This window comes from Candidatus Enterococcus leclercqii, assembly GCF_009933135.1.
GTDB classification, from domain to species: domain Bacteria; phylum Bacillota; class Bacilli; order Lactobacillales; family Enterococcaceae; genus Enterococcus_C; species Enterococcus_C leclercqii.
The window spans coordinates 178,393-197,891 of the sequence record NZ_MAEH01000010.1 but is presented as its reverse complement, the minus strand read 5'-3'; the positions used below and the strand labels follow the sequence as shown (position 1 = coordinate 197,891).

General features: G+C 37.2%; 14 protein-coding genes. 3 read left to right on the top strand and 11 right to left on the bottom strand.

Annotation, left to right across the window (positions count from 1 at the left end; all coding sequences use genetic code 11):
* Positions 1-158: 158 nt before the first annotated feature.
* The 7 genes from BAU14_RS04835 to BAU14_RS04805 form a co-directional block, all read right to left on the bottom strand.
* Entirely contained in the window at positions 159-776 is a 618-nt protein-coding gene (locus BAU14_RS04835) for an Asp23/Gls24 family envelope stress response protein (RefSeq protein WP_161898946.1), read from the bottom strand.
* Between the two features lie 30 nt (positions 777-806).
* Entirely contained in the window at positions 807-998 is a 192-nt protein-coding gene (locus BAU14_RS04830) for a DUF2273 domain-containing protein (RefSeq protein ID WP_010730999.1), read from the bottom strand.
* 12 nt (positions 999-1,010) lie between these two features.
* Positions 1,011-1,571, bottom strand: a complete 561-nt coding sequence (amaP, locus tag BAU14_RS04825; protein WP_002302431.1) for an alkaline shock response membrane anchor protein AmaP — start codon at positions 1,569-1,571, stop codon at positions 1,011-1,013.
* Positions 1,572-1,603: 32 nt separating this feature from the next.
* On the bottom strand, positions 1,604-1,849 hold the full coding sequence (locus BAU14_RS04820) for a GlsB/YeaQ/YmgE family stress response membrane protein (protein ID WP_161898945.1): 246 nt from the start codon (positions 1,847-1,849) through the stop codon (positions 1,604-1,606).
* Positions 1,850-2,217: 368 nt separating this feature from the next.
* The gene (locus BAU14_RS04815; protein ID WP_161898944.1) at positions 2,218-2,436 is read right to left on the bottom strand and encodes a DUF2922 domain-containing protein; all 219 of its coding nucleotides are present in this window, start codon (positions 2,434-2,436) and stop codon (positions 2,218-2,220) included.
* A 50-nt stretch (positions 2,437-2,486) separates the two neighbouring features.
* The gene (locus tag BAU14_RS04810; RefSeq protein ID WP_161898943.1) at positions 2,487-2,693 is read right to left on the bottom strand and encodes a hypothetical protein; all 207 of its coding nucleotides are present in this window, start codon (positions 2,691-2,693) and stop codon (positions 2,487-2,489) included.
* Between the two features lie 140 nt (positions 2,694-2,833).
* Positions 2,834-3,325 carry a hypothetical protein gene (locus BAU14_RS04805; RefSeq protein ID WP_161898942.1) on the bottom strand — a complete coding sequence of 164 codons (492 nt, stop codon included), beginning with the start codon at positions 3,323-3,325 and terminating at the stop codon, positions 2,834-2,836.
* A gap of 1,126 nt (positions 3,326-4,451) precedes the next feature.
* Between BAU14_RS04805 and BAU14_RS04800 the strand changes: the two genes are divergently transcribed.
* Entirely contained in the window at positions 4,452-5,282 is an 831-nt protein-coding gene (locus BAU14_RS04800; RefSeq protein WP_161898941.1) for a hypothetical protein, read from the top strand.
* Positions 5,283-5,428: 146 nt separating this feature from the next.
* Here the strand turns inward: BAU14_RS04800 and BAU14_RS04795 are convergent, their stop codons facing one another.
* On the bottom strand, positions 5,429-5,902 hold the full coding sequence (locus BAU14_RS04795) for a GtrA family protein (protein WP_161898940.1): 474 nt from the start codon (positions 5,900-5,902) through the stop codon (positions 5,429-5,431).
* Between the two features lie 1,646 nt (positions 5,903-7,548).
* Here BAU14_RS04795 and BAU14_RS04790 point away from each other — a divergent pair.
* Positions 7,549-9,102, top strand: coding sequence for a hypothetical protein (locus BAU14_RS04790; RefSeq protein ID WP_161898939.1), 1,554 nt, complete (start codon positions 7,549-7,551; stop codon positions 9,100-9,102).
* A 758-nt stretch (positions 9,103-9,860) separates the two neighbouring features.
* Here BAU14_RS04790 and BAU14_RS04785 read toward each other — a convergent pair.
* From BAU14_RS04785 to BAU14_RS04775, 3 genes are all read right to left on the bottom strand, one after another.
* Positions 9,861-10,799 (bottom strand): glycosyltransferase family 2 protein, encoded by a 939-nt coding sequence (locus tag BAU14_RS04785; RefSeq protein ID WP_161898938.1) that lies wholly within the window; start codon positions 10,797-10,799, stop codon positions 9,861-9,863.
* 395 nt (positions 10,800-11,194) lie between these two features.
* The gene (locus tag BAU14_RS04780; protein ID WP_237580413.1) at positions 11,195-13,471 is read right to left on the bottom strand and encodes a bifunctional glycosyltransferase/CDP-glycerol:glycerophosphate glycerophosphotransferase; all 2,277 of its coding nucleotides are present in this window, start codon (positions 13,469-13,471) and stop codon (positions 11,195-11,197) included.
* A 122-nt stretch (positions 13,472-13,593) separates the two neighbouring features.
* The gene (locus BAU14_RS04775) at positions 13,594-15,891 is read right to left on the bottom strand and encodes a glycosyltransferase (protein ID WP_237580409.1); all 2,298 of its coding nucleotides are present in this window, start codon (positions 15,889-15,891) and stop codon (positions 13,594-13,596) included.
* A 238-nt stretch (positions 15,892-16,129) separates the two neighbouring features.
* Here BAU14_RS04775 and BAU14_RS04770 point away from each other — a divergent pair, with 238 nt between their 5' ends.
* Complete coding sequence (locus tag BAU14_RS04770; protein ID WP_161898936.1) at positions 16,130-19,480, top strand: CDP-glycerol glycerophosphotransferase family protein; 3,351 nt, start codon at positions 16,130-16,132, stop codon at positions 19,478-19,480.
* Positions 19,481-19,499: the final 19 nt, after the last annotated feature.

Below are 19,499 nucleotides of genomic sequence, written 5' to 3'. Positions count from 1 at the left end.
TTTAATGGAAGTAACTTGGCTTTTACTTGTAATTTACGTTTGGTAGTGGTCGCTTCGGAGAACATTGACTAGACTGTCGTCACAGCGCCCTTTTTACTAAGTTTCATCAGCCGCCGCAGGTTAGACAGTTCTCTCTTATTTTTACATCAAGCCAACACTTAATAGACTCTTGGTTCTTGTCCATCTTTGATTGTGTCTTTCAGATCATCTGTCTTCTCGCTGATCTTTTCGCCACCTTTTGAAAGGGCATTTTTTGCTTTTTCAGTCTGCTTAGATGCAAATTCACCGGTACTTTCAGCAGCACTGGAAACTCGATCTTGTAAGGTTACTGAGTCGTCCTCTTGTTCTTTTTTCGTTTTAACATCCACTACGTTGACATTAACCTCGATGACATCTAAGCCGGTCATGTTGCGAACTTCACGACTAACTACTTCTTTGATGCGGTCGTAGATGTTTGTAATATCCTTGCCGTATTCAGCCACAATATCCAAATCAACTGCTACTTGTTTTTTACCTACTTCCACATCAATACCGGAAGTTACATCATCAGTGTTGACAATTTTACCCGCCAAATTTGAGAAGAAGCCGCCATCGACAGTCAACAGACCATCGATTTCTTCCAACGCGATTCCTACAATTTTTTGAATGACCTTGTCGTCAAAGGTCAAATCTCCCTTGATTCCTTGGTTGGGAACTGGTGGCTTAGGTGGTTTGCCGACAGGATCGTTCACGTTCTTTTCAAGTTTTCCCGGTTGCATTGACATGTCTTTTTCCATTGAAATTCCCTCCTGATTTTGATTCTTACTTTACCTTCGCATGGTAAAACGGTCGAAAAAACCGATTCCCAGCAAGTAAAAGCCTAAGTAGGCTCCTAAACACGTAAATACTAATAATAGCAACGTCTTTAAAAATCCAATCGTAATAAGGAGAATGGCCAACAATAGACCGGCTCCGGCGAAAATGATTGGAATTTTATACGCTTCCCATATCTCTTTCATCGGTCCTCCTCCTTACTCTACTCGAGACGTTCCTGCAGGTTCTCTTTTTTGATAATCCTTGAATCTGACATTGGTTTCTATTTTCATGTTCGGTCCCACTAGCATTGCCAGATTATGCTTGATGGCACTAGCCAACTGGTCTTGCTTGTCAGTCAGTAAAAATACCTTGCGCATCTTGCCTGTTATCAACACATCAATCGTTTCCTTCTTTACTTTGATGCTGACAGAAGGGTCCCGTATAAAGGGCTCTTCTTTTACTGTCTCCAATACATAGCTTTCTAGCGCGCGCTTTTGGATTGTCATATTGCCAGAATCCTTTTCGATATGAAAAGCAGAAGACTGACTAGGGAACAACAAAATCACGATGATTCCCACTACTGCCAATATTAAAAAGCCGACACTAACCCAAAATAGCAGCTGCGGCATGTAACTCCCTACTAGTGGATAATCAGTCAGCGGCAGCAGCGCAGGTAACCTGGCTGCGACGAACTGATTGGCTACTAAGGTATAAAACAGCGGAATTGCCAGCAGCACCAAGGCGATGATGAACAAGGCTTTCGTGCTTTTTCGCATGTCGTCACCTCTTTTTCATGATATCAGGTCAACTAAGCCCGGCGCCCGAAAAAGAAGGACACCACCGCTACCAAGATAACTGCGCCAACAATTGATGGAATAATTGCCATTCCTGCCAATGTTGGACCCCAATGACCTAACAGCGACTGGCCAATCGCTGAACCTACGAGACCCGCTACCACATTGGCGATGATTCCCATAGAACCACCCTTATTTGTGAGGGCTCCAGCAATTGCTCCAATCACGCCTCCTACGATTAATGACCAAATCAAACCCATAATAAGTTCCTCCTTTTACTTTAGTTTGAAATCACAAACGTTTGAAAACTCTTACAAGAACAACGTTACCACTTGTCTAAAAAAAATTGAAATATTTTGCTTTCTTTTGACAGTCTCTCATCAAAAGAAGCGAATTTCGTAAGTTATAAAACCACTTTATGTTTCTCTAAGTTCTAGTTTAGTGCCTAACTACTCGTGAATTTTTCGTTTTGATATTCTATATGAAAGAGGCTATCGGATAATTTTGACAAAAAAAGCAGCTGGTGACTCGGTAAGAGACGACCTGCTGCTTTTTTGCTATTATTTTTGAAGTTCCATTTCAAGATCCTGCGGCTTTTTTTCCAAAAGAGGGCGCATCATATCAGACTTTAGTCCTCAAACAACGGGGTCTCGATAGTCTCAATATATTTAGCTCCTTGCACTTCAGCGTATAGCCGGATGCCGTCTTTTTCAAAAAGTTCCAGATCTCGCAAGTCTTCCATCACCGTTCGGACTGTCGGTGGCTCTAGATTCGTAGCGGCAACGATCGGATCCAAGCTGTGCTTTTTGCCCTCTCCATTCAGAAAAGTCATACGCAATTTTTTCATAATTATTTCCTCCATTCAAAAAGTATCCGTGTAACTACTTCAGCCATCGGTTATTTTACATATTCAGATTTGACAGTTTCTTGTACAGAAATCACGTCCGTATCCTGCGGCATCAATGGCGCCCACAGATCAATCAATGAGACCACTTTTGCTTCTTCCGGGTTCTGGATACAGTTGTTCAATGTTTGCTTAGTACGGTTCTTCTTCCCTGGTTCTTGCAGCATAATCCCCAGTCCAGTCTCTAAATGTGTTTTCATTTTTTTGTCCTCCTTTGTATTTCTGCAAATGCTAAACGACTTGTGCACAGTCGCTCCGCTTTTAGCAGATGTTATTCAAGTGTCGTTGCAAGCCTTGCATATCTATAACGAGAATAACATCCGTAATGTCCCCAACTGTTTTAAAATAACTTCAACTTCTTTTCTAACGCTTTACGAAGTTTATAACGGAGCCGGCGATCCAGCTTGCCTTCCTTTTGATCTGCCAGCAGTTGTGCCAGCTTGTCCCGCTCCCCTTCTGACAAACACACCCAAAAGTCTTGTGTTCGCTGTGCTTCTTCCACCTGTGCTTCGGGACTCCGCTCCCGAGAAGCCACCTGTAATAGTGCTTCATCGGCACCTTGGCAAGACTCCTGCTGACACTGACCTTTGCGGAAAAAATCCTTCATTCGCCAGACCAACCAACCGAAAAGCCGACTGCCGTGATGATCTGCTAAAAATACCTGTCGACTAGTCGCCTGTCCCATTTTCTCAAGCAGTGCCAAACACAACTCCTGCCGATAGTCCTCATAATCGTTGTGGCTGGCAAACACCCCACAACGCATCAAGACCTTTTCAATCAGCAACTCATATTCTGCCTCTTCAAATAACACTTCGATCTCCTCTGGACTCATAAAAAAACCTCTTTTGCACATTTTTCCGGCCGGTGATTCAAGCATACAAAATCCTCATTCTCTCCCAAATGAAAGAAAACTTCTCCAGTGGCAGAAATTCACACCATGCAAATTAAAATCCAGCCCCAAAATCTCGACAGTACTTTCTTTTATTACTCAAATAACATCGAGATCTTTTTTATTGCTGCTCTAAGCAACGAAAAAGGCTGCCTTATCTACGGAGTACCTTGTCCCCTTATTAGTCTTTAATGCTCGAAAAAAAGACAGACAGAGCTACTTCTTTTTGCGTATTTTATTTAAGAAAAAGACAAATTGTTGGTGGAAATTTTTCCGCTTTTCCTGCTTTTTTCATCATTTAATACCCTGTATCGTCATCATTTGAGGCTTCCAGCGAGTTTGTTTATCGAGAAAAAAAAGCTATTTCCGGTCAGAAATATTCCAATCTTAATTTGTCCCTCAAGCCAGTTCCACGCCTCTAACAAAATGTTATTTTTCGTTTGAATCAGAAATGCAAAAAAGCCAACAAATAGTTGGCCGGCCCGGCGAAATTTTATTCATTTCTCATATAAATATAAAAAGTTAAATGATTTTAATTTTATACGAATATTTTTTGATATATTATTCAACTATGAGTCTTCCGTTGAAAATCCATCAAGTTCTTTTTACGGTTTGTCTTTCCTCTGTCGACCTTTCATTTATGGGTTCTTACCGCCAAAAATCGCTCCGTCTTGTGGCAACAAATTCTCTGAAACGTTGTAGTCCTACATGGAGTTCGCAGTTCTTCGTTATACTCTTTTGCAGTTGCCGCTCCCTTCCTCGTTGCCAGATGAAAATTCAGCAAGAACTGTCTTGACATATTCTCATTTCCCTTTGGAGCCAGATCTGACACGAGATATACACCGCTTTCATTTCATGCTACACTCGGTCAAGCAGCTGCCCAAAAATAGTCTCTGGACGGCCACAAATCCAGCGATACTCTACATAGGACATGACCATAACAAAAAATGATTTACCTGCAAATTCCCGGATCACAGTCCTCTTGGCTGGCTGTGGCACGTTCAGCTCCTCCACAATTATTGGCTCAGTTTTTCGGTAGCTACACACCAAACCTAAAGGAGAATTTTTCATGACCTACTCAGCATTTGCACCTCCGTCTCTCCCAGCACCTGGCACTCCGCTTTACAAGCCTGTCACTCGCCTACGTAACTTGCTTCCAACCCTTGATCAGCAGCTTTTTGATAGCCAGAGCCTATCGCAACTGACTGCCAAACTCGCTATCATGCATGACTTTCCCTACAGCGAGAAGATCTTGGCTCTGTTGCCTCTCGCAGACACCTCCAAGTGCCTACACCAGCTGGTCATCACCGAAGATGATCTTTATCTGGTGGATCGTTCTCAAGAATACATATTGAGTCAGGCTTTTCTGTTTCATGAACACGTCCCTTACAATCAGCTCTTCAAGCAAGCTCTTAGTCAGGTGCTAAACAAACAAAACAAGACCTACAATGCGCCAATGCCCACCTGGCGTTATGTCTTGATGTCCCTGAAAGCATCCAGACTATGGGCCGGCAACCGTATCTGGCTCAGCCCCGAGATTCTGGTAGAAAATACTAAAGAAAACGACGGCACTCAAGTCCTACGCACCCTTCTCGGCCTCTCCCTCATCTCGCCAGTCACTCCCGAGACACTGCGCAGCAACCTAAAACAGGCCTGCCTCTGTCACGGTCTCCTTTTGCGAATGCATAAGACCCGTCTGCCCCGCAACTCCGACAAACTCCAGACCTTCCTAGGCTACCCCAGTCTCCCACTGGTCAATCGTGTCTTGGAAAAACTGGAGTTTCGCCACATCCCCGGCCAACGAGAAGAGCTCATGACTTGTTATAAAAAACTAGCCACCAAACAAGCTGTCCAAGACTTCATCGACGCTGAAGAACGGGCCCTCGCTAGGAGAAAATGAATCAATCGACATTTGATACACTACGTCCTCTAGACAAATCACTCCACAAGGCAAAAAGAACGCGAACTCGCCAATAAAAGCGAAGCCGCGTTCTTTGTGATTTTCTGATAGTTTTATTTGTTACGTGAGATTCGTCCCACAGTCAATCATTTGTGGGATTGCTCGTTGTTTTCCTCCAAAATGACCACCTCAGACTTGTTTTTAAAGATAAACAACTTGCTGAAAACATAATTGGCAACCACCACTAGCACTTGCGTCACCATCTTCGACCAGAAGTCGCCCATATGCAGCACATTCACTAGGAGCAGCATCGCGCCCATATCGATAGCATAAGACAATAGACGATAGAAAATAAACTTCCCGAACTCAACAGCCAGCTCTGAGGGCGTCTCCGTCTTTGAGTGAAAAACCCATAATTTATTGGTGACAAAGGCGAATAGTACCGCCCCTATCCAAGCCAGAGTGTTGGAAGGCACCAGACTGAGATGAGCCAAGTCCTTCGCAAGAAAGAACACGACAAAGTTTACCACTGTCGTCAGCCCACCAAAGAACAGGTAGATAAAGACCTCCCATAAATGGCGGTTTTCCAGTTCGGTACGGAATCGATTGTAGAGTTTCATTTTTTATCCTTTCTTCTCGTCATATCTATTACTTGGAATAAACCGAATGAAGTCAAAATAACTTTTTTTGAGATATAAATCCTTCAGCATCTATGAAGCTTCATCTTTTTTAGGAGTTGCCCATATGACCGAAACAACACCAAAATTACTGTAATTGCAAACGATACTATCGAAATTATGACGGAGAAATAAACATACTTAGGTGCATTGTAAGAAACATGTATCGTATTTTTTCCATTTACTGAATCAACCATAATTGATCCTATTTCGGTAAGTTCGGGTTCAATCTCTTCACCATTTTGCCTAACGATCGTATCTCTGTACTTAATAATGGGCACTTGAACCTTTTCATTTTTTCTGAATCCCATGATACAGTAAACCATTTTTAGATGGAATCTTAGTAAGCGAATGATTTGAATTGATAATGCATTCTCCATGCTTCCCATATGGATCAAGCAACTTATACTCGTCACTTATTAGGAGAGGAAAAACTTACTTTCCAGTCTACGTTTCCATTTTCTCAATAATTCAACCTTATGCTGTTGAAAGTACCATACTAGCCCGACAGAAAGAATTTTTTAGGCTTTTCATTTGATCGTTATTTTCCTACTCTTTTATAAATACAGAATATGCAGCAATCAAAGGAATTGCAGGAATTGCTTGAAAACTTGGTGAAAACTGCAAAGAACTTTTTAATGCAGGGAAAACTGCCGATAAAGTCCCCCAAAGAAAAGAGGTGCTAGATATAAATGACAATAGCATTTTCATTATCTACGAAAGATATAGAAATCTCAATGTTTTTTTTATTTATCTAGATGCGAGCCAGTATCAAAAATTCTGCATAAACGATTCCATTTGACGGCGTGACTGTTCAATTAAATAGACATTGACTCTAATGTACTCTCATTGGGAACTATTCTAGGCAAATAGTGTTCATTCTTAAAGTGCGAACGAAAAGCATCATTCAAATCTTCGTTTCGGGCTAAAGTCTACACACTGCCTACTGAACAATTACTCAAAATAAGAACAGCTACCTAGGATCGCTTGAAAAACAGAAAAATGTTCAGTTGATTCACAGTCAATAGGTGAAATCGGTCGGCTCAAGATCAATCCAGATAGCCGGATGACGCGAATTTTACAATAAGTTGAATTTCTCACGCTTACGGTAGATTTTGTCAGCTAGGATACGCTTGGGATAATGCCAATGCTTGTCGTAAAATCGCCGACTATGCTAGCTAAACTCGTTATGAACGCCGAAGCTAACTTATCAAGTTGAGCCAGACCCGCTTCAAGTCTAACATCCAGCGTTGCTCCAAAATCGACATTGTCTTTCACTTTGCCGCCTATAATTGATTGCTGCCATAACTGGTGAAGACTGCTAATACGATTGATTACGGAAATTTTCTTGTTATCATAAAGATAAGTTTGCTGTTCATAAATTGTTTGAATCCTGTCCTCCCAGATAGCTTTGAATCACTCGAATATCAAAAAAGAGTAATCTCTACTTCTACTTTGAAGTACTCTGTCATTTTGACTATTAAATTCTTATGCTAATCTATGCGAGAAAGCTTGAAAAAAATTTACTATCGTTTATATTTATTTAGAACGTGTATTTTCAAATTACTATTAAGGTGGTATCAATACGATTGAGAACAGAAAAACACAGTAAACGTAGAATCCATTTTCTTAGTTACTCATTGCTATTACTTGTCTTAGCATTTGTCACAATTTTAATTGCTAGCAAAAACTCACCGCTCTATCTGTTCAACGATTGGGTCGATCTCAATGCTTTTATGACGATGGGAAAAGGATGGCTTAATGGCTTGATTCCTTATCGAGATTTATTTGAACAAAAAGGTCCCGTCCTCTATTTCATTTTTGCCATTGCAAATGCTATTTCAAGAACTTATTTTGGTATCTTTTTGATTGAAGTTCTATTCTTTTTTGCGACACTGTTCATGGTCAATAAAATAGCTCGAAGATATCTTCCATTACGCGAGTCATTTCTCGTATGCGTACTCATGTCATGGATTCTGACCATGTCGCCTTACTTTACAGGTGGCGGCAGCGTCGAAGAGCTCTCCTATGTCTTCATATTGTACAGCATTGATTTAGTTTTGGAGCTGTCTGATAACAGCTTCAAGATAACTAACAAGCAAGCCTTTTTATCAGGACTTTTCTTTTCCGTGCTTTTCTGGATTAAATATACCATGGTTGGTAGTTATCTGGCGGCATTTATTATACTCTTTGGTCTTTACCTGTATCGTCGTCAAATTTATACTCTCTTATCCATGACTCTTTTCTCATTATTGGGATTTATGACAATCACAGCACCCGTTCTAATTTATTTTGGACTCCATAACGCTTTAGATGACCTGAAGTTCTGTTATTTCACCAGCAACATTAGTTTGTATCCTAATAACCCGAGCGCCACTTTCATTTGGAAAATAATCAACGCAACCACACTTTATATAAATAAATATACCAATAACCCTTTACTGCTATTCATATTTGTATTTATGTTGATTTATCTCATAGTTTCTAAAAGAATATTACAGACCGACTTCAGCAAATTTTTATATTGCGCAATTTATTTTGGACTAATCTTAACTACTCTATATGGAGGAAGAACTTATAATTACTATTTTTTGATACTTTTTCCATTCTCTATTCTTCCTGTAATCTCACTTATCTATTTCATGGAGCAAAAACACAACTCAAAAACTTCGTTCGGCTTAATGCTTGCTTTTTCATTTATTATGATGCTTGGTTCCAACAATAACCTTCTTAACTCTAAGCTTTATCCGGATAACCCTACCTATACTCTTAATGGTAAGTATAAAGAACCATTTCAGTTTGCTTTTTCTAGAATAATTAATGATACTAAGAACCCTTCTTTGCTAAATTATGGTTTTTTAGATTCCGGGCTATATCATCATGCCGATGTTCTTCCATCAAATAGGTATTTCGAAAGGCAAAATATCTCCAATGAAGCACTCCCCGAAATGATGGCCGAACAAAATGAAATAATAGCTAAGAGACGTGTGACATTCGTTATAACTCGAACAAGCAGTGATGTTTCAGAAGAGAAAGGTGTTCCAAAAAACATCAGAAGTAATTACACTTTAGTAGCTGAACAACATCAGCAAACAATGACAAACCCAATATTTACTTATCGTCTTTACCAATTGAAAAACTAACGTTTATAGTAATAGATAAGGTACTTGGTCATTCGGCGCTTACTCTTCATCAGTACTAGGGGACTATTTGCCGTGGGCAGAGCAAGTTCAACGCATTTGTAAATAAAATAGGCAAACACCACTACTAAAATTATAGTCTGGCGCTTGCCTATTAGCGTAAGTTCATTTACTTCCTGCCACAATGGACTCAGTCTATTTGGTATTCTTACGAGTTGTCTTGTATCGTTCTTGAGCTTCTAATATCTATGGTAATAATGCATTAACGGCTTCGTCAGTCTGTGCAGAGCAAAATCAGAGGTTCGCTCGAATAATAAATTTAAGTATCTGACGTGATCTAGGCCAATGGAGTCAGCGGTCTTATAGATGCTCAAAATTCCCCTAGAAGTACGAGTACCGTCTAAACTACAAGAATGCATATAATTCTTGCAACCGCTAGATGACCAACTCCATGATTTGGGGTACCGCTAGATTATTACTCAGCTCCAATCGGCCATTTTCAAATACATGCACAAAACCAATTCGCAGCTTCAATGCATAATTGACCACCGTATCGAGCTTCGAGTTGGATGCTGAGATAAAGCTGTCGAGCTATTCGTAAAAATTTATCATCAAAGGTTTTAGATAATTGTGCCTTTTTCTACTCGTTTTCCGACAGTGAGTAGTGTCCTTTCCCGTTCCAGTTGACACCACAGATTATCATTTTTACAGCAACGACAGCTGCAACAGCCTGATTATTTTGGCTATTCGACGCTTACGTTTTAAATGTGATCTTCAATAATAAATCGTGGTCTTCCTTTAACTTCAAAATAAATTTTACCTATATATTCTCCAACTATCGATAGTCCTACTAATTGGACACCGCCTAAAAACCAGATACTCATAATAATTGAGGACCAACCGACCTCTACGTTTCCTGTCAGTTTTTGAATAAATGTATAAATCATATAAATAATCCCAATCAACAAAGTCAATACTCCTACATTTCTGACCACTCGAATTGGAACAATTGAAAATGAAGTTATTCCTTCCAAGGCAAAATTGATCATCTTTTTCAAAGGGTATTTTGACTCCCCTGCTACACGAGCATTTCGAGAATAATAAACCTCTGCACTCGGATACCCAACCATTGGAACCATTCCACGAAGAAAGAGATTTTCCTCTTTGAAAGTCAGTAATGTTTTTGTAGCTCTCTTACTCATCAATCTAAAATCTGCATGATTTGGAATTGTATTGACACCTAATTTGTTCATAAAAGAATAGAATAGTTCTGCGGTCTTTCTTTTAAAGAGAGTGTCTGTATCTCGATTATTTCTAACGCCGTATACAATATCTGATCCCTTAACATACTCATCTACCATCTCCTCAATTGCCGAAATGTCATCTTGTAAATCAGCATCGATAGTTACGATGGCATCAGCATCTTGAACAGCAGCTGTCATCCCTGCCCACAATGCATTTTGATGTCCAAAATTACGACTAAACTTGATTCCACTAAAATGACTATCAGATTTCGCTAAATTTTGAATGATTTCCCAAGTACTATCTTTACTACCATCATCAACAAACAGAATCTTACTACTCTCATCAATTTTCTTTTTACCAATCATTTCCATCAAAAATGAATGCAACTCTTTACTAGAAATTGGTAAAACTTCTTCTTCATTATAACACGGAACCACAATATACAATTTGACCACAAAAAATCCCCCAAACTAATCAATTACCAAAAAACTTTCAAATAATTTCTTTCAATCATTACGAAACTATCAACTCAACTAATGTTGAATTTTGATAAGCAAACAGTATCTGCTTTTTTACTCAAATCAAGAATAACCGGAGAGTCATTATGAAGGAATATATTTGATTACTCACCGCTTACAATTTACTTAGAATAAGCGAAAACTCTCTATTATTAGAGAGTTTATACGAATTTTTTCGAATAAATTTTCAACATCACAGTAATTTCTGTATCTTTTTACCCACATCAAAGATAGTCTCCAACCTTTTCCAAACACCACTTAATTTTTCTTATTTTCACTCTAATCATGGTTAAAAGTAAGATGACAATTAATATATCAGTTAAATTTCATTTTTAACACTCAAAATATTCCTGAATTAAATTATGAATATTGTCACACGATTTTTCAATTTCATTGCACTTATACTTATCCAAATCCATGTTTGCCAATATATCTTTGTAAGTTATAATTTTTTCAGCTAATTCCTTTTCAGAATATACAATACACGGATTTAATACTTGATTCATATCCTCATATGTCCCTCGAACGTCTTTATAATAGTCATAATCTTTATAGAAGAGAAAGAACGGTACATCAATATATAAACAGTCAAAAATTACTGATGAATAGTCACTAATCACTATATCAGTTATTAATAGATACGGCTGTATATCCTCCTCACTCGAAATATAAATTGTATTTTCGTCATTATTCTTTACATCATTTGTTAAATCATGCGCTTTCTCAAGGAAGACAAATTCAAAGGACGGATCCATGTTTTCTAACAGTCGTTCTTTTTCAAGAAGATACCCATTATTTTGACTCGCATTCCTAAAATTATAGTCACGCCAAGTTGGTAAATAACAAATAACCAATTTATCTTCAGGAATACCCAACTTTTTCTTTAAGGAATCCTTCAAATTTTCATCGTTTTTATGATCAATTAACCATCTGTTTCTGGGATAACCATATTCCTTTATTTTTGATTTCTCAATTGAATATGCACTTAAAAATTTATCTGTAGCAATCTCACTATCAGAAATCAAAGCATTCCATCTATTGATATCAAACATCTTTTTTGTTTTATGGCTAGGATTAGAGCGTATTATTTCACGTTCTGGAGAGTCGTAGAGAACCTTTTTTAACGGTGTACCATGCCAAAGCTGGATTATATACTGATTAGAATAGAATTCATAGTCAAGAGGAATCCAAGATTCAGCAATTATCACCTTAGAGTCGTCCATAAAAGCGTAAAATTCATTGCTTCTTGGCTCCAGTCGATAATCCTCGGGTACAGATAAATCGTCTGTCACAAATTTTAACTCATTGCCCGAATATTTTGTAGATAGGAACTCAAAAAGATACTTTGAATTTCCTACATATCGGTAATCAAAGCCTAGCATAAGGATTTGGCTTCTTAGATTTCCGTGATGATTATTTTCTGGAATAACCGGTTCACTAGCTTTTTTTCGATCAGGTCTAGTAAATTTATATTTCATATTTTCCAAATTTATTGCAATTCTTGGTCGGTAAATAAATTTATCTATTCTATTCCCAATCAATTCATTATTAGCACGTCGAGTTATTTTTACCTTTCTCAACAGTTTTGGATTGTACAAATAGACCTTATAGATTTTATTAATCAGATTAAACTTTTTGTTCTCGAAAAGTTTCATTCCAAATATCATGTAATACAGATTGCTATAATAATTTTTGGGGTACACGATACTTTGATTATTGTCATACAGAATTTTAAAGGCTTTGTTTCGGTATTCCCTTTTTACCTTTTCATTAGCATTCATTCGTTTTTCTATATACAATAATAATCGATGTATAAAGTATTTTAATACATGATAGCTTGACAAGTCATTTCTAGGATGAAAATTTTTATACGTAGATGTAATTGCATTAATAAAGGAATCTAGATGAACTGTAGAATCACTGTAAGATTGAGTCGTTGAATTTTCATGAATTCTCACATAATAAAGAACATTTGGCAGCAGTTTAATTTTGTTTGCACTTTGAGCCGAGTGAACGTAAAACTCAAAGTCCTCATAAAAATATCCTTCCCCATACAAAATCTTATTCTGAAGAAGAAAACTTTTTTTGTATAATTTGTTAATCGTGAAAAAAGGATCCAAATCAAATAATTTCTCACATTCTTCCCCATACAAAATATCTCCGTTGGAGTACAGGCGATTATACACTCTCGGAGTATAGCGTTTTTCTTTATCACTACTATCTGAATACATCGCAAAGTTAAAGTACACCATATCAATTTGTGAGTCGCTTTTTGCCGCCTCAACAGACAGTTCCAGTGTCTTTGAATGTATAAAATCATCAGAATCAATGAATAAAATATATGCTCCTCTCGCTTGACATATCCCCTCATTCCTTCTTGCACCTTGACGTTTATTCAATCCATCGCTAAGTATACGTAAGGACCAATTCTTCTCATCAAATTTATTTAAGTACGACTCAGCTTTTTTAATAGTAGCATCTTGTGAATTATCATCTATAAGTAAACATTCTACTTTACCTGAAAAAGACTGATTTAGAATCGATAAAAATAAGTCATCAATTGTTTTCTCAGCATTATACGCTGGAATGATGACACTAACATCAAACATACTTTCCAACCGTTTCACCTACATTTTTCTAATTTTTAGCACATACGTTCACTATAAACTATTTATTTCATATTTCAAGTAGCTGTTGCCTGTGTAATAAAACTAAACATAAAGAAGATAAATTAGTATTCTAACAGTTCTTTAAATAACTGTATAGATCTTCTATTCTGCCTTTCAAAATCAAATTCCACACTTTTTTCCTTTCCCTGAAGAAACTTCTCCATCCCTTCCAGGATTCCCTCAGTACTATTCTCAACTATCAACGCAGCATCCTGGCCTGCCAAAGCCTCGACTGTTTCTGGTACGGCCGTCATTATGACGGGTGTGCCGACAGCCAACGCTTCAAAAACGACCATACCGAATCCTTCATAGCGGCTACTGAACACAAAGCAATCGGCTGCCTTCAATAAGTTATATGGAGCAGGCAGTTGGGAGAATAGATAAATATCTTCAGTACGTATGCTATCTTTCACCAGTTGCCGGATTGCAGTTTCTTCCGGTCCGTAACTACCGATGATTACCAAACGGGTATTTGGATCTAGCACTCCCTCAAAGGCTGTTATTAGTCGATCTAATCCCTTTTGCTTTGAAAAACGACCAATGTTGATAAAAACTTTGATCCGATCATCAGAAAAATCTTGTAATAATCGCTGAGGAATTTGTTCTGGTAATGGTTTGTTAGCTAGCTGCCGGATTCGCTCTGGGTTTAAGAATACATTCATTATAGTAACTTTGGCCTCAGGAACCAATTGTTTGATTTTCTCACCGATACTCTTTGATACACACACTACATGATCTGCGTTGCGATAAGCTTCAAAAATGACTTTCTTCTTTAATGCCGGATTGATTGCAAATTCTTTTTCCATATCTGTATGAACAAAAATCATCGTTTTGATTCCCAACGATTTTAAGGCCCAAGTCCAAACCGCATAGGAACGGTCATAACCGGGATAGTGAATAAAATCTGCTATTTTCAAATTAGGATAGATACGATCAAAATCACGGCGATACATCTTAGCAACAGTTTCTTTAACAGCAGGTAGTTCTGCCATGTACGCAAATGTCTGTAAAAGTTCAGTCAGACTTGCCTGTGTTTTACCAGACTCTATAAACGTATGAACTCCTTTAGGTAATTGACGAATTACTTCTTCGCGTTCCTTAGTAATCAGTCCGTCTGGCCAAGTTAAAATATAGTTACGTTTTTTGAGATCCACTTTTTCAAGTAGATTCAAAAGTGAATTTGTAATTCCATTATTATCAAATTTATACGCATAGATTAGAACATTCTCTTTTCCATTCCATTGCGGATAACGTTGAATTTGAGTCATTGTTGTTTGGTCCTTCAGTAAAAATGCGACAACCTCTTTTGTACCATCAGCAGTATCTAGTGGATTAAAACACTGATTAAGCTCTTGAAAATTCTCCGATGACTCTTCTCGTAATACTGCTAAAAGATCGCCTACCGTTTTTACTTGTTCAAAAGGTAGTTCTTTTGTTGAAAAATACATACCTCGAGTTGACTCATATTCTTCCTGATCATAGGTGAATAAAATAACTGGACGCTTAGTCACAGAAAAATCGAACATAATTGAAGAATAATCAGTGACTAACTTCTCAGCTGTCGCCAGAAAGTGATAAACTTCCTGATTTTCTGGAAATTCCTTGATATGCTTTAAATTCATTTCATTGATATTTAAGTTGTCTGCCTCATAGGGATGGAGCTTTACAAATAGCTCTTCACCTTCTTTTAAGCCTAACTCCAGTTTTTTCAAATGATTTTTCAATTCCGAAATGTCTTGCTTATCATCACGCCAAGTTGGCATATATACATAGCGACCTTTGACTACATTTGAAGTATCAAAGAGTGCTGAATTTCGTGGCGACGGAGCAACGACAAATTCATTATTAACGATTTCGGAGATTCCAAAGTCTTCAGCCAATCGATCTTTGGTGAAGGTATTATTCACAAAAACCATATCCGCTGAAGCTAAATTTCGTTGAACATTTCCATACCCTTGTACCTCAGTCGCTTTGCCTAGGCATTTAAGCGGCGTTCCATGCCAAAATAGATAGTACTTTTGTTCAGGGCGCTTATGAAAAAAGGCCCAAAACGAAGTATCGTTAATCAAGATTTCCGCAGTAGCAAGATAATACAAATACTGTCGGCTCATGTGCTTGATGCAATGTTTAGCAAACATTGTTGGTACTTTTTCCAGATCTCTTACCGCGATAAAAAACTTATAATCAGGATAATTTTTCAAAAGTTCTGCTGCTAATGAAAAAATATGTCCCTCAATACCACGTCCATGGGTTCCTTCTAACAGTATTGTCTTGGTCTCAACGGATTTTTTACGGTAATTCAAATATTGTAGCTCATGGGGAGACATTAGGTTTGATTTGATTTTTGACGTAATTGACATTCAAATTCCATCCTGAATAATTTTATTTTATAGTAGCTTAAGTCTATCATTTATTCACAAAGATTCAATCATATATCTTTATTCTACATCATGCTGGATTTCGTTCGAATTACTGCAAATACGCTTAAAATAGTGTAAAATGGGTTGTGTTTGAACATATAGCCTATTTAGTATATCCATATTTAATTTATCTGGACAGTACAATAGATAATAATTGCTTTTCGAAAGGACGATATTATTGAAGGAAAAAATCAAGAAGGTATTTTCACATCTAAATCCTTCTATTGATCAGCGTATAAGACTTCATTATGCTGAGAATTATGAATCTATGCCAATTGATGAAAATTTGATTGTATATGAAACTCGAGATGGAAAAACCATCGTTGACTCTCCGTATACACTTTTTCTACATTTAGTTTCTCATCCAAAATATGGAAATTTTCGACATGTCTGGATTATTGAGCGTGATGATGACGCTTTAAGAGAGATTATTCCACAACAGTACCGGGACAAAGTTAAATTTGTTGTTCGAGAGACACTTAATTACGTTGAAGCATTACTTCAAGCAAAATATTTGATCTCGAACTCTACTTTTGAGTCTTTCTTTTCTAAGCGTAAAGGTCAAATCTATATTAACACTTGGCATGGTACACCACTAAAGTATATGGGATTTGATATCCCATTCTCCATTGCAGCTTCACAGAACGTTTTGAGAAACTTCTTGATGACTGATTATCTATTATCTCCAAATAGCCATACGAGTAGTATTTTCATCAATGGATATAAACTTAATGGAATATATACTGGGGAAATTTTGGAAGGCGGATATCCTAGAATTGATCAGACAATTACTATTTCACAAAAAGATGCCTTAACATGTATTACAAAATATGGTACGATTGTTGACGATTCTTTACCGATAATTCTCTACACTCCAACTTGGAAGGGAAAAAATGTCAACCAAGCTTCAGACGACATTGATCAGATTGCAAACGAAACACTGACTCTGGCAAAAAAATTCAAAAACAAATACCAAGTCCTTGTTAAAGTCCATCCCTTTATTTTTGAACTCGCAAAAAATGACAAACGTATAAATAATTATCTTGTATCTGACTATGTTGATGCAAACATCGTTCTTGCTGCTACAGATATCCTAATTACTGATTACTCTTCCATCTTTTTTGATTTTCTAGTGACCAATAAGCCAATTCTTTTCTATGTTTGGGATAAAGACCTTTATGAAAATGAACGTGGCATGTATCTGTCAAGCGAGGAATTACCCGGGCCTTCAGCCGAAAATTTGAGCGAGTTGATATATCTGTTAGAAAATTTGACGGAAAGCATTGAACCGTATTCTAGAAAGTATCAAGCACTGAAAAAGAGAATGGTCCCTTATGATGATGGTCATACAACAGAACGATACATTGACTATATTTTCTCTGGAAAAACCCCTAAGAAAATGATTGTCCACAAAATTGATTCTCGTAAAACAAAACTTCTTTTATACCCTGGAGGCATGAAGGATAACGGCATTACTACAAGTTTTTTAAATTTACTGGATAATATTGATTATAAAAAATTTGATGTCACCGTTGTAGGTAATCCCCCAACTTCAAAAGAAATAGAAGATAACTACAGCCGAATGAATAAAAATGTCAGACCCCTTTTTAGATTTGGAATAGATATTTTGACTGCTAAAGAGCGAAGATTGAACAGAAAATTCATGTCCTCTGGTGTCTCTTTTTCAGAAAGAAATCTGTACCCTGAAACTGGATACAGACGAGAATCAAATCGTATCACTGCCGGATTATCTTTCGATTCTGCTATTGATTTTAGTGGTTATAGTTTTTTTTGGGGACGGTATATTTTAGGTGCTCAAGCTAAAAAATATTGTGCATTTATGCATAACGATCTATATGCTGATGCACATCGTGAAGTAAACGGAAAAATGCCGATGCTCAAAAATTTAACCGCATTATTCACAATCTACTATCGGTTTGATCGTTTGCTAAGTGTATCTCCGATGACAATGATGGTTAACAAAGAAAAGCTTAGTCAATATATTTCGAATCAACAGATGGGCTATGTCATCAATACAATAAATATTAATAAAATACTAGGACATGATACTAGTCATGAAGCCTCAGTCAGTAAAGATGGTAGATCCAATCAAAATAGTATTTTAGATTTACGTGCTAGTAGAAGGTTCTTAAAATTCTATAAAGATGAAGAAATTTCCATTTTTGCTAATACTGACTGTATTCTTTCTCAAAAAACATCGCTTTTTACAGTTTCAATTACGGACAAAGTATCTGAATTTGCCCAATGTACTTTTGATGGAAAAGATTATAGTAAAATATCCATTAATGGCATATATAAAGGATGGATTTACTCTGAACTCTTAATTAACCGTCCGACAGTTATATTAGAAAGACAAAAGGTACATCAATTTGCAACTGTAGCGGAATATTTGAGTTCTAATATATGGAAAAGCCTTGGTGAATCTGGATTACCTCAAGAAGCCAAAACACGAGCTCAATATTTTGCCGGTCAATATCTGGAAGTAACGGAGATATGTAAAACTGATGAAGAGGAATACGCTTCAATCAAATATAACGGAAAAGGTATTGGTTGGATTTCTACTCGGTCACTAACACGTATTCATGACGTTTCACTTAACTTACCTTTAAAATTTTACTTTAGAAAAAGGCAACTCCAAATACATGCCGAGAAAAAAATTGGATTTTCAGATACATTAGTTTCAACATATATGTTTTGCCTAATAAAGGATGCACTACATGACGACTATCTTTACAGTGAGCCACCCAAAACTACGGGGTCAAAAATCCTTGAGGCCTCCGTCTCAACTATTCAAAAACAAGTTTTTGTCGTAAGCGAAGTTCAATTCGTTGATGGAATAGCCTACTATCTCTTGCAGAAAAACGGAGAAAACTTTGGGTATGTAGATTCTAGGAACGTTATAATGATCACTCGTTCTGAATTTATAAAGCGTTCAGAGTCTATTAGCAACGCCCATCTGAACAGCAATACCATCAACGAAATGTCGAATGATACATTCAATTTTGTAACAATGGGAAGACTTTCTCCAGAAAAAAACCAACAGACCCTTATTAAAGCATTTGGATTATTTGCCGCAAGTCATCCAAAATCAAAGCTATATATTTTGGGAAAGGGGCCTCTCTTTTCGGAATTACAAAAAGAGATTGAGTTATTAGGACTCCAAAAAAAAGTGTTCTTAAAAGGACATCTACAAAATCCATTTGACTTTGTTTCCAAAGCAGATGTCTTCATTCTTCCATCTCTTTATGAGGGGCAGCCAATGGTTTTGTTGGAAACATTAACTCTTGGTATGAAGATCCTTGCATCAAATATTCCTGCCAATATTCAGGTTATTGGTCAGAATGAGGACTATGGATTGCTAACGAATGGAACTAGCTCACAAAATATTTATGAAGGTATGTTGCGAATCTATAATTTTGCTGGCGAATTTCAGCACTTTGATTATGATGCCTACAACAGACAAGCTATAGAAAATTTCTATGACGAAGTAACACCGAACCATTTCTAAAAAGAAAAGAACCAGTTTG